Source organism: Gordonia sp. 852002-50395_SCH5434458 (genome assembly GCF_001665905.1).
In the GTDB taxonomy this organism is placed as follows: Bacteria; Actinomycetota; Actinomycetes; order Mycobacteriales; family Mycobacteriaceae; genus Gordonia; species Gordonia jacobaea.
Genome location: NZ_LZTC01000075.1, coordinates 55,848 through 68,279, shown reverse-complemented (window position 1 = coordinate 68,279; position 12,432 = coordinate 55,848). Strand labels below are relative to the sequence as shown.

General features: G+C 66.4%; 9 protein-coding genes. 1 reads left to right on the top strand and 8 read right to left on the bottom strand.

What is annotated here, in order from left to right; translation table 11 throughout:
• Positions 1–61 precede the first annotated feature (61 nt).
• The 5 genes from A5785_RS16605 to A5785_RS16585 all read right to left on the bottom strand — a co-directional run bounded on the left by A5785_RS16605 (position 62) and on the right by A5785_RS16585 (position 7,447).
• Positions 62–2,278 (bottom strand): malate synthase G, encoded by a 2,217-nt coding sequence (locus A5785_RS16605; protein WP_064867675.1) that lies wholly within the window; start codon positions 2,276–2,278, stop codon positions 62–64.
• 141 nt (positions 2,279–2,419) lie between these two features.
• Entirely contained in the window at positions 2,420–3,379 is a 960-nt protein-coding gene (locus A5785_RS16600) for a hypothetical protein (RefSeq protein ID WP_064867862.1), read from the bottom strand.
• A gap of 2 nt (positions 3,380–3,381) precedes the next feature.
• Positions 3,382–4,458, bottom strand: coding sequence for a hemolysin family protein (locus A5785_RS16595; RefSeq protein WP_064867673.1), 1,077 nt, complete (start codon positions 4,456–4,458; stop codon positions 3,382–3,384).
• On the bottom strand, positions 4,451–5,857 hold the full coding sequence (locus A5785_RS16590; RefSeq protein ID WP_064867670.1) for a hemolysin family protein: 1,407 nt from the start codon (positions 5,855–5,857) through the stop codon (positions 4,451–4,453). Before A5785_RS16590 ends, A5785_RS16595 begins: the two co-directional genes overlap by 8 nt.
• 150 nt (positions 5,858–6,007) lie before the next feature.
• The gene (locus A5785_RS16585; RefSeq protein WP_064867860.1) at positions 6,008–7,447 is read right to left on the bottom strand and encodes a GuaB1 family IMP dehydrogenase-related protein; all 1,440 of its coding nucleotides are present in this window, start codon (positions 7,445–7,447) and stop codon (positions 6,008–6,010) included.
• 148 nt (positions 7,448–7,595) lie between these two features.
• Here A5785_RS16585 and A5785_RS16580 point away from each other — a divergent pair, with 148 nt between their 5' ends.
• On the top strand, positions 7,596–8,645 hold the full coding sequence (locus tag A5785_RS16580; RefSeq protein ID WP_064867668.1) for a glycosyltransferase family 2 protein: 1,050 nt from the start codon (positions 7,596–7,598) through the stop codon (positions 8,643–8,645).
• Between the two features lie 580 nt (positions 8,646–9,225).
• On the opposite strand, the gene A5785_RS16575 is transcribed toward A5785_RS16580, so the two are convergent.
• From A5785_RS16575 to A5785_RS16565, 3 genes are all read right to left on the bottom strand, one after another.
• Positions 9,226–9,849 (bottom strand): PIG-L deacetylase family protein, encoded by a 624-nt coding sequence (locus A5785_RS16575; RefSeq protein WP_269449596.1) that lies wholly within the window; start codon positions 9,847–9,849, stop codon positions 9,226–9,228.
• Between the two features lie 53 nt (positions 9,850–9,902).
• Positions 9,903–11,363, bottom strand: a complete 1,461-nt coding sequence (gene gndA, locus A5785_RS16570; RefSeq protein WP_064867666.1) for an NADP-dependent phosphogluconate dehydrogenase — start codon at positions 11,361–11,363, stop codon at positions 9,903–9,905.
• 104 nt (positions 11,364–11,467) lie between these two features.
• Positions 11,468–12,418 carry a M56 family metallopeptidase gene (locus tag A5785_RS16565; protein WP_005206839.1) on the bottom strand — a complete coding sequence of 317 codons (951 nt, stop codon included), beginning with the start codon at positions 12,416–12,418 and terminating at the stop codon, positions 11,468–11,470.
• Between the last annotated feature and the right edge of the window lie 14 nt (positions 12,419–12,432).

Below are 12,432 nucleotides of genomic sequence, written 5' to 3'. Positions count from 1 at the left end.
CTCCGTTGTCGCGTGCGAGGTCCCGGACAGACAGGGCGTCCGTCCGGGACCTCACGCGTGTTCACGCCTTGGCCGCGGCAGCCTTGTACTCGCGGCGCTTGCGATGCAGGATCGGCTCGGTGTAGCCGCTCGGCTGCTTCGCTCCCTCGAGGATAAGTTCCTTGGCGGCCTGGAATGCGATATTCGTTTCGAAATCCGGAGCCATCGGCGAATAGGTCGGATCGTCCGCGTTCTGCCGATCGACCACCGGGGCCATCCGCTCGAGCGCAGCGACGACGTCGTCTGCGGTGACGATCCCGTGATGAATCCAGTTGGCGAGGAGCTGGCTGGAGATGCGCAGCGTTGCACGATCTTCCATGAGCGCGACGTCGTGGATGTCGGGAACCTTGGAACAGCCGACGCCGTGGTCGATCCAGCGCACCACGTAGCCCAGGATCGACTGGCAGTTGTTGTCGAGTTCTTCCTTCTTCTCCGCGTCGGACCAGTCGGTCTTCGGTGCGAGCGGAATGGTCAGGATGTCGTCGACCGACGCCGGGTCGCGCTTGGCGATCTCGTCCTGGCGCTCGAACACATCGACGAGGTGGTAGTGCATCGCGTGCAGTGTGGCGCCGGTGGGTGAGGGCACCCAGGCGGTGCTCGCGCCGGCCTCGGGCTGTGCGATCTTCTGCTCGACCATGTCGGCCATCAGGTCGGTCATGGCCCACATGCCCTTACCGATCTGAGCCTTGTGCTGGAGACCGGCGTGTAGACCGATGTCGACGTTGGAGTCCTCGTAGGTGACCATCCACTTGGCCTTCTTCATCTCACCCTTGCGGATCATCGCACCCGCCTCCATGGAGGTGTGGATCTCGTCGCCGGTGCGGTCGAGGAAGCCGGTGTTGATGAACACCACACGGTCTTCTGCGGCCTTGATCGAGGCCTTGAGGTTCACCGAGGTGCGGCGCTCCTCGTCCATGATGCCGACCTTAAGGGTGTTCTCCGGCAGGCCGAGAACCTTCTCCACGCGACCGAACAGCTCGACGGTGAATGCGGCTTCGTCGGGTCCGTGCATCTTGGGCTTGACGATGTAGATCGAACCCGTGCGCGAGTTCTGCAGACCGTCGTCGCTCAAACCGTGAATGCCCGCGAGCGAGGTGACCAGGGCGTCGAGGATGCCCTCGGGCACCTCGTTGCCGTCGGCGTCGAGAACGGCGGGGTTGGTCATGAGGTGGCCGACGTTGCGCACGAACAGCAGTGAACGACCGTGCAGGTCGAAGCCCGTGCCGTCGGGCGCGGTGTAGGTCCGGTTGGGGTTGAGCACGCGGGTGAAGGTCTTGCCGCCCTTGCTGACCTCTTCGGACAGGTCGCCCTTGTTGAGTCCGAGCCAGTTGCGGTAGCCGAGGACCTTGTCGTCGGCGTCGACTGCGGCGACCGAGTCCTCGAAGTCCATGATCGTGGTGATCGCCGACTCCATCACGACGTCCTTGATGCCTGCCGGATCGGTCTGCCCGATCGGCGACGACGGGTCGATCTCGATGTCGAGGTACAAGCCGTTGTGGCGCAGCAGGACCGACGCGGGGGACGCCGCGTCGCCGGTGTAGCCCGCGAACGCGGAGGGATCGGCGAGGGTCGACGTCGTGCCGTCGGCGAGCGTCACCTGGACAGCACCGTCGACCACGGCGATCTTGGTGACGTCGGTGTAGCTGCACTGCTCGAGCGGAACAGCCTTGTCCAGGAAGCCCTTTGCGTACGCGATGACCTTGTCGCCGCGAACCTTGTTGTAGCCCTTGCCCTTCTCGGCGCCGCCCTCGTCGCTGATGACGTCGGTGCCGTACAGGGCGTCGTAGAGCGAGCCCCAGCGCGCATTCGACGCGTTCAGTGCGAATCGCGCGTTGAGGATCGGCACGACGAGCTGAGGTCCTGCCGTCTCGGAGATCTCACGGTCGACGTTGGTGGTGCCGATCTGGAAGTCGGCGGGCACCTCGGCGAGGTAGCCGACATCGGTGAGGAACTGCTTGTACTCGCCGAACACGGCAGGATCGGAGAAGTCGACGCCCTTGTGGTCGCGGTGCCACGCGTCGATCTTGCTCTGCAGGTCGTCACGCACTGCGAGCAGCTCACGGTTGCGGGGTGCGAGGTCGTTGATGACGGCGGCCGCGCCCTTCCAGAAGGTGTCCTTGTCGACACCCGAGCCCGGAAGCGCCTCGCTGTTGATGAAGTCGTAGAGGACGGTGGCGACCTGAAGGCCCTCCACATTCGTGCGGGCGGTGGAGTCAACGGCAGGGGTCTGGTCCGACATAAGAGCCTTCCTTCTCCGGTGGCCCGGAAGCCGGTGGCGTTGCGGCTTCGGTGTCGAATCCGCGCACGTCATCAGCCCTCATCGGGACAACAGGGGCGATCGTGAACGCGCTCCATGTTACCCGCGAGGTAAATCGCGTCGTCAGCAGGCGTCGAGCAGCACGCCGAGGTGGGAACGCAGCGTGCCGCGCAGCTCGGCGCCACGATCGGCGATGGCCGACTGCTCGCGGACGTACTCGGCCCGCCCCGCGGGCGTCTCGATCTCGACGGGCGCGTAGCCGAGGTCTCGCAGGTCGTAGGGACTCGCTCGCATGTCGAGCTCGCGGGCGGTGAGTGCGAGCTCGAAGGCGACGAGTGTCAGCTCCGCGGGAATCAGCGGCGCGAGGTTGATGCAGGCGCGGTACAGGTCCATGGTCGCGTGCAGACAGCCGGGTTGTTCGTGCTCGATCTGTGTCTGCCGCGACAACGTCGACTCGTTTCGTGGACGAGCCGCGTCGGTGAAGAAGCGGAAAGCGTCGAAGTGTGTGCACCGCAACGGCATCGATTCGACGACGGCGTCGGTGGCGGCCGATCCGAGCCGCAGCGGGACGGAATGTCGGGGCGCGTCGGTGCGGTAGACCATCGCCCACTCATGCAGACCGAAGCATCCCAGGCGGGCGGGGCGCGAGGCGGTGGCGTCGAGAAGTGCGCAGGTGGCGAGAAGTGCGCCGCGACGTTCGGTGAGGAACGCCGGGTCGACGGTCACGCCCCCGTCGGGAGTTCGGGTGTAGCCGCGAAGGGTCGACAGCTCTTCGAGGACGCGCGCTTGGCCGCGGTCGCCCGTGGGACCCGGCGCCGCCAGCACGACGCCGTAGCCGGGGTGCCAGCGGCGTAGGTGTGAGGGGCGTGCCGAGTAGTAGGTGAACAAGAAGTCGAGGACGGGGTGCTTTTCGCCCTGCGCCCTCGACCGCAGGTACGGCCCGACGAGATCTTCGACGCGCGACTCGTGTGCGGCGCGACGCGCCTGCCAGGCGTCGGGAGATAAGACGTCAGGGGATAAGACGTCGGGGGAGAGGACAGGGTTCGAGAGCTCGACAGGGCGGCCGGGAGTCGCGTGCGTCATGGTCACACCCGATGCGTCTCGTCGCGGACGGTGCCGACGAACTCCTCCACGAGGTCGGCGAGCGCCACGATGCCGACGGTGCGTCCCGAGTCGTCGACCACCGCACCGAGGTGTGAGCTGGTGCGGCGCAGGGCGCGCGTCGCGTCGTCGAGTGGGGTGTCGATGCCGATCACCGGAAGTGGACGGATCTTGTCGACGCCGATGATCGTCTCCTGGCCGACGTTGTCGTCGAGGATGTCGTCGAGCACGTCCTTCAGGTGGAGGTAACCGGTGAAGGTGCCGTCGAGGCCGCGCACCGGGAACCGGGAGAAACCGGTGTCGCTGACGGCTCGCTCGACCGACCCGAGGGTGGGGCCGACGCCACCGGTCACCGGATCGACCTCGACGTCGACGCTGCGCATCCGATCGAGCGGGATCATCACCTCCGACACCGTGCGGGCGACCGACCGCAGTGCGCGGGTCAGACGCTCGTGTTCCTCCGCGTCGATCAGGCCTTCCTCACGGGACTCGCCGAGCATCTGCGCGAGTTCGACGGGCGAGACCGTCGAATCGAGCTCGTCCTTCGGCTCGACGCGCAATGCGCGAAGCGTGATGTTCGCCAGCCAGTTGTAGAACGCGATGAGCGGGCGGACGATCTTGATGAAGCCGAGGTGAACGGGGACGAGCAGCATGGCTGCGCGTTCCGGACCGGCGAGCGCGATGTTCTTGGGCACCATCTCGCCGAGCAGGATGTGCAGCACCGCAACGAGTCCGAGCGCCACGGCGAACGAGATGGGGTGCAGCAGCGACTCGGGGACGTGTGCGACCTCGAGTGGTAGCTCGAGGATGTGTGCGACGGCCGGTTCGCCGACCCGGCCGAGCAGGATCGAACAGATCGTGATGCCCAATTGGGCGCCTGCGAGCATGAGCGAGAGATGCTCGCTCGCACGGATCACCGTGCGGGCCCGCGATTTTCCGCTCTCGGCGAGCGCTTCCAGTCGGTCGCGTCGTGCCGAGATGAGGGAGAATTCAGCGCCGACGAAGAACGCGTTGCCCGCGAGCAACACCACGGTGAGAACGATTGCCCATGCGTCACTCATCGTGAGCTCCCGGGCTGTCGCTCGATGCGTCGTCGGACGTGATGGGTGTCAGTCGCACGACGTCGACGCGTCGACCGTCCATCGCGACGACGGTCGCATTCCACGGGGTGGTGTCGAACTCCTCGTCGGATTCGTCTTCGTCGTCGTCGCGCAGAGACACCACCATCGGGAGGTCGACGGAATCACCCGCTGCCGGGATGCGACCGAGTTCGTTCATCACAAGACCGCCGAGCGTGTCATACGGGCCATCGGGAGCGCGGTAGCCGGTGGCGTCGGCGACCTCGTCGGTGCGCAGCAGTCCCGAGAGCAGATATCCGTTGGCGTCGACCTGGACGTCGGCGCGTTCGTCGTCGTGCTCGTCGGTGACGTCGCCGAGGATCTCTTCGATGAGGTCCTCGGTCGTCACGATTCCGGCAGTGCCGCCGTACTCGTCGATCACCACGCAGACCTCCATGCCGTCGGCACGGATCTGCTCCATCAACGCGTCGCCGTCGAGAGTCGTCGGGACGGTGGGTACCGAGCGCGCTATCGACGAGAGGGACGTCGAGAGTTGTTCTTCCGGGGCGACGGTGAACGCCTGCTTGATGTGGACGACGCCGATCATGTCGTCGAGATCGCCGTCGTTGACGATCGGGAAGCGTGAGTGTCCGGTCCGCGACGTCGCCATGACGAGGTCGCGAATCGTGTCGTCGCGGTCGAGGTATTCGACCGTGACGCGCGGGGTCATCAGATCCTCGGCGGTGAGTTCACCGAATTTGAGTGACCGATCGACGAGCATCGCCGTCTCCGGGTCGATGGACCCCTGTTTGGCCGAGTTGCGTACGAGCGAACCGAACTCCGACGGCGATCGCGCCGACCGCAGTTCCTCGGCAGGCTCGATACCCATCCGCCGCACGATCCAGTTCGCGGCGCCGTTGAGACCCCGGATGACCCAGCGGAACGCCAGCGAAAAGTAGGCGAGAGGGGCGGCGGTGGCACGTGCCACCGCCATCGGACGTGCGATGGCGATGTTCTTGGGGACCAGCTCGCCGAGCACCATCGACAGCGACGTCGCGATGAGCAGCGCGAAAACGAGTGAGAGGACCGACGCGACCGATTCGCTCACGCCCATCGCGCGGAATACGGGACCGAGGATCTGTGCCAGCACCGGCTCGGCGATATAGCCGGTGATCAGCGTCGTGATCGTGATACCGAGCTGTGCGCCCGAGAGCTGGAACGACAGCGTCCGGTGTGCGCGCTGCACAATGCGTGAACGACGGTCGCCGCGGGTGGCGACCTCGGATTCGACGGCTGACCGTTCGAGCGCGGTGAGGGAGAACTCGGCCGCGACGAAGATCGCGGTACCGAGGGTCAGCGCTATGAACCCGATCAGGCTGGCGACGATGATCAGCGCCTGCACGTGTCACCTTCGTGTCGAGACAGAGCGTCCGGTGCCTGTGGCACAGGCGATCCCTCCATGACGCACCGAGTGGCTGGGGACAGCGCCACGGAGTCGGTGCGCTCCGTGGGCAACGCAGACCATTCTAGGTGCGGCGTCGGTGGCGAGGGCTCACCAACCTGTCGGTAGCGGTTTGCCCTCGGCGAAGCCTGCGGGCGACTGCACTCCGAGAACCACGCGCTCACGCAGTTCGCCGAGCGATCGCGCGCCGGTGTAGGTCGCCGTGCTGCGCACACCCGAACAGATGTGGTCGATGAGGTCTTCGACGCTCGGACGCTCGGCGTCGAGCTTGATCCGGGAACTGGAGATGCCCTCCTCGAACAGCGCCTTGCGCGCCTGGTCGAAAGCGCTGTCGGCAGAGGTGCGCGCTGCCACAGCGCGCTTGGACGCCATCCCGAAGCTTTCCTTGTAGAGCGCGCCCGACGCGTCGCGCTTGAGATCGCCGGGCGACTCGTAGGTCCCCGCGAACCACGACCCGATCATCACGTTCGACGCGCCTGCGGCGATAGCCAGTGCGACGTCGCGAGGATGGCGGACACCACCATCTGCCCACACGTGTTTGCCGAGTTCTGCTGCGGTGGTTGAACATTCGGCGACCGCGGAGAACTGCGGCCGTCCGACGCCGGTCATCATCCGCGTCGTGCACATCGCGCCGGGCCCGACGCCGACCTTCACGATGTCGGCTCCGGCGTTGATCAGGTCGCGTGTGCCCGCGGCGGACACGACGTTTCCGGCGGCCAACGGGACGCCGAGGTCGGCCGTTGCGACAGCTTCGAGCGCCGCGAGCATCTTCTCCTGGTGCCCGTGTGCCGTGTCGATGACCAGGAGGTCGGAACCGGCGGCCACGAGTGCCTTCGCCTTGCCGACGACGTCGCCGTTGATGCCGACGGCCGTCGCGATGCGGAGGCGGTTCTCGTCGTCGACGGCAGGGCGGTAGATGCCGCTGCGCAGTGCGCCAGTCCGGGTGACCACGCCGGTGAGGCGTCCGTCGCCGTCGAGCATGATCGCGGCGTGCTGGTGCGCGGCGTCGAGGATCTCGAAGACTTCCCGGACGTCCGTTCCGGCGGCCACCGAGACGAACCCGCGGTCGAGGACGTCGCCGAGTCGGGTGAAGCGGTCGACGTCGGTACACGCCGTCTCGTCGACGGTGCCGACGGGCCGCCCGTCACGGTCGACGACCACGACGATGCCGTGCGCACGTTTGGTGATCAGTGCGAGCGCGTCGCTGACCGAATCGTCGAGTTCGAGTGTGACCGGGGTGTCGGCCACGAGGTCGCGCGACTTGACGAACGCGATGCTCGACTCCACGGCCGGGATCGGCAGGTCCTGCGGCAACACGACCAATCCGCCCCGGCGGGCGACGGTTTCAGCCATCCGCTTTCCGGCGACAGCGGTCATGTTCGCGACGACGACGGGGATGGTCGTGCCCGAGCCGTCAGAAGACGCGAGGTCGACGTCGAAGCGGGAGATCACGTCACTGCGTGACGGAACGACGAAGACATCGTCGTAGGTGAGGTCATAAGCGGGCGAGTGTCCCGAGAGAAAGCGCACGTACACACACTGTACCCGGCGATGACTCGGCTGCGATTCGTGGGTTGTTGCCGTCGGCGCGTCGGGCGATCGGAGTCTTTTCTTGTGGGGAAGGCTAGGCTAACTTTGCTGGCAAACCGCTGTGAAGTGACTGAGCGCGAGGAGTGACGTGGGCAAGGTGGCGCCGACGCCCGATCCGACGCGCCTGTCGGTAGTCATACCCGTGTATCGGAGTGCGCTGTACATCGAGCCGTGCCTGCGCGCGATCCTGCGGCAAGTCAGGCCAGTCGACGAAGTTGTCGTGGTCGACGACCGCGGCGACGACGGGTCGATCGCGGTGGCGACGCACATCCTCACGTCGGCTGGTGTCGACCACCGCGTTGTCGAACTCGATCGCAATCGTGGCGCGGGTTATGCGCGCAACGCCGGCGTGCGTGCAACAACCGGCGACGTGATCTGGTTCTTCGACAGCGACGACCTCGCCGACCCCACGTTCACCGCGCGCATGCTCGACGCGCTGGTCCGAGAACATGCCGACTTCGCTTCCTGCCGAACGATGTTCGTCGATCCTGCTGGGGCTGCTCTCGGCGTTGCCGAACGTCGAATGCGGCGGCGATTTGTCGACGGCCACGAATTCGCCCGAATGCTCATGCGGGGCAGGGTGAAGGCGTATCCGCCGGCACGATTGTTCCGCCGCGCGGTGCTCGGCGATGCACCCTGGGACGAACGCAGAGCGTATGAGGATATGGCGGCAACGCTGCGCATCGCCCTGCGCGCCGACCGCGTCGCGCTCGTCGACGAGCCGCTGCTCTGGTATCGACAGCATCCTGAGTCGACGTCGCAGGTCACCTGCACGCACACCGCCGATGTCTTCACGATGGGCGACGAAGTGGCCCGACTTGCCCCGGAGCTTCGCGAGCGCAACGCGCTGTCGGGGTGGGGATCGAGCTGGCTGGAGGGGAGTCGGAACCGCTCGCTCGCCCGCGCGTTTCGCTACCGGGAGGTGCTCATACCCGCCGCGCACATGGCGATGCGGGCCGCGCAGGCCAACTTCGGAGACCCCGACGTAGTCCGTTCTCTGATCGCGGAGTCGCGCCGGCGGTCGTCGCTCGCCGACGTGATTCCGCTGGTCGCCAGCGGCCAGTTGCGCTCCGCGGCGTTCGCGGTCGGCATGGCGGCGTCGCCATCGGCGTACGCGCGGGTGCTGCGCACCCGGTGACCGACAGCAGGCTCGTGGCGGGCCGCGGGGTACGTACACAATCCGGTCGTCAGCGCGAGGCCGTGACAATTATTGTCGCGGCGTCCCGCTGGCGTCGCAGTTGTGTACGCAGCGACCCCGCGCGGCCGTGCCCGAGTTCAGCATTCCGTGAGATCGGGTCGGGCTCAGTCGCCGACGGCATGGTCGGCCCCGGACTCTGCCGCATCCGGCGTCCGCCCCGACGGTGGACGTGCCTGGTGCGTTTGCGGTGGCGGTCAGAGGTCGCGGGTCACAGCCCAAAAACGTTCGGGCGCAACGATTTTGTCGATGTTGAACTGTGTTATGGGTGGGGTAGCACTCAACGGCCGCGTGGCGGGGTACGTACACAATCCGGTCGTCAGCGCGAGGCCGCGACAATAATTGTCGCGGCGTCCCGCTGACGTCGCAGTTGTGTACGCATTGACCCGGTGCGGCCGTGTCCTGGTTGAGCATTCAGTGAGATTGGGTCGGGCTCAGTCGCCGACGGCATGGTCGGCGCCGGACTCTGCCGCATCCGGCGTCCGCCCGGCGGTGGACGTGCCTGGTGCGCATCCGGTGACCGTCAGAGGTCGCGGGTGACAGCCCAAAAACGTTCGGGTGCAACGATTTTGTTCATGTCGAACTGTGTGTTCTGCGTGGGGTAGCACTCGACGGCCGTGCGTTTGAGATCCATCGACCCGGCGGCCGGTTGCACCTCGTCGAGCACGCATCCCCGCCAACGCAACACGTCGCGACTGGCCATCTCGTCGCTGCGGCTGTAATTGCAGTACGGCAGATCCGCGTACATCCACAGGGGAACCGGCACCCGTGCCGCAAGAACCGCGTTACGTACGAGCAGGTGGTCGGCATGCCTGACACCGAGCGGTCCGATAACCACCTGTGGTCGGTGGGTTTCCACCAGTTCGGATACAGCGCCGCTCAGCGCCACGAGGTCGGCGCCACCGTACTGCTGGTCGAGGAAATCGAGATGTACCGCGCGAGCACCGAGCGTCGCGACGGCCTTCTCGTCCTCTGCTCGGCGGATGTCGAGTGCTTCGCTCGAAGACGCGAAGCCGGTCGAGCGGTCCCATTCCGTGTGCTGAGGCGGATCGGGCCGCCCGGCCAACATGGTCACGACAACGACGTCGTCCATCGCCGACAGCGCTGCGCCGGCCGAATACACCGCATCGTCGAGATGCGGAGAGATGACCAGAACCCGCGACAGATCCGCTGCGTTCAGACTGTCTTCACCCTCGACGTTCAGTCGGTCTTCACCTCGGTGCGATCCTGGCCCCAGAGCGTGTGGAAGGTTCCGGGCTTGTCGACGCGCTTGTAGGTATGTGCGCCGAAGTAGTCGCGCAGGCCCTGCGTCAGGGCGGCAGGCAGCCGGTCGCTGCGCAATCCGTCGTAGTAGGAGATCGATGAGGCGAACGCCGGTACGGGCACTCCCATCAGCGTCGCCGCCGACACCACTCGTCGCCAACTGTCGAGGGACGACTCCACGGCGTCGGTGAAGTAGGGCGCGAGCAGCAGGCTCGGCAGGTCGGCGTTGTCGGCGTACGCGTCGCGAATCCGGTTGAGGAACTTCGCGCGGATGATGCAGCCGCCTCGCCAGATCGTGGCGAGCGAGCCGCGGTCGACGTTCCAGTTGTACTCCTGGCTGCCCGCGCTGATCTCGTCGAATCCCTGGGCATAGGCGACCATTTTGGAGGCGTAGAGCGCGCGGCGGATGTCCTCGACGAACTGCTCTTTGTCCTTCGGAGCCTCTGCGAGCGTTCCCGAGGCCAGCGACGTTGCCGCGGACCGCTGGTCGGCAGCGCTCGACAGCGCCCGGGCGAACACCGCCTCCGCGATCCCGGTCACCGGGATGCCGAGGTCGAGTGCGGCCTTCACCGTCCACCGGCCGGTGCCCTTCTGGCCCGCCTGGTCGACGATGACGTCGACGAGTGGTTTACCGGTCTCGGCGTCGACCTGGGCCAGCACCTGCGCGGTGATCTCGACCAGGTAGCTCTCGAGTTCACCCTTGTTCCACTCGGCGAAGACGTCGGCGATCTCGGCAGGTTCCATGCCGAGGCCTCGACGCATCAGGTCGTACGCCTCGCCGATGAGCTGCATGTCGGCGTACTCGATGCCGTTGTGGACCATCTTGACGAAGTGGCCGCTGCCGTCGGGACCGATGTGGGTGCAACAGGGTTCGCCGTCGACGTGCGCGGAGATCTTCTCGAGCATCGGCCCGACCGATTCGTACGACACCGCGGGGCCGCCGGGCATGATCGACGGACCGTTGAGTGCGCCTTCCTCGCCGCCGGAGATGCCCGCGCCGATGAAGTTCAGGCCGCGTTCGGCCATCGCAGCCTCGCGACGGATCGTGTCGGTGTAGAGGGAGTTGCCGCCATCAATGATGATGTCGCCCTTCTCCATCACGTCGGCCAGCTCAGAGATGACCGCGTCGGTGGGGTCGCCCGCCTTGACCATGATCAACACGCGACGTGGCTTCTCCAACGCGTCGACGAACTCCTGCATCGTCTCGGTGCGGATGAAGTTGCCCTCGCTGCCATGCTCATCAAGGAGAGCATCGGTCTTGGCGATGGAGCGATTGTGGAGTGCAACGGTGTAGCCGTGGTGAGCGAAATTGCGGGCGATGTTGGAGCCCATGACTGCCAGGCCGGTGACTCCGATCTGGGCCTTCGACGACGCGGACGATGTGGCGGAGTTGGTCATGCCACCAGCCTATTGCCTCGGAGGCATCCTGTGTTCTGTGGTGTCCGAAGTGTCGCAACCGCACCGGTCGACGGTGTCGCAGGCCGATCCGGCCCACGAGAGCATCAGTGAGCCGCGACGAGCCTGCTCAGTTCGGTCAGCCAGGGGATTGCGACGGCCAGCGTCGGCACCACCAGGATCGCGGTCGCGCCCGAATACGCCACTGTGACCAGCCAGATCGGCGCGCGGTCGTGCCGGAGGCGATGGACGCGGGTCAGCGTTGTCGGCCCGCCGACGGCCATCGCGCCGCGTGGTGCGACGGCGTCCGCGCACGCAACAAGCGCGCGCCCGAGTGTTGTCGGTGCGGTTGCTCGAACCGCCTGGTCGTCGGCGAGGGCCTCGACGAGAAGCTCGACCGAACCGAGCGCGGAGGAACTACGTACGAAGCGGGGGAACGCTTCATGGAGCGCGATGAACGCTTCGAGGACGAGGTCGTGGCGTGCGCGAAGGTGTGCACGTTCGTGTGCGATGACGGCGATGAGTTCGTCCCGGGAGAGTCGGGCCACGACGCCCTCACTCAGCACGACGCGCTGCCGAATGCCGGGCAGGCAGTAGGCGAGTGGCTGCTCGACGTCGATCATGCGGATATCGCGACCGAACAGCGGATGCGACTGATCGGAGCGGTCGCATCGGTCGAGGATGTCGATGAGTTGGCGATGCGTCGCCCGTCGAGCACGGGTGCGTACACCGACGCGAACGACCGTGAAGATCAGGCGGGCGCCGATGAGCAGCGTGAGCGCGAAGACGCCCACATAGGCAATCCACAGCGGAAGCCCGACCCGTTCGATCTCCCGGAGCGGGTGGGTCGTCGGCGCGCCGTCGGGGCCGGGGGAGAGCAGATTCGCCGCGATTGCCAGACCGCAACTGAACGCAGACAGCACGGCCGCGAGTGCGATGGCCTGCCACAGCGTCATTGCTGCTCGGGGTGCACGAATCGGCCACTGGGCTCGCGACAACGCCTCAGGGGCAGGGCCGACGAAAACCAGCGTCATGATGCCGAAGAGCAGTGCGGTCATCGAGTGCTGTCCTA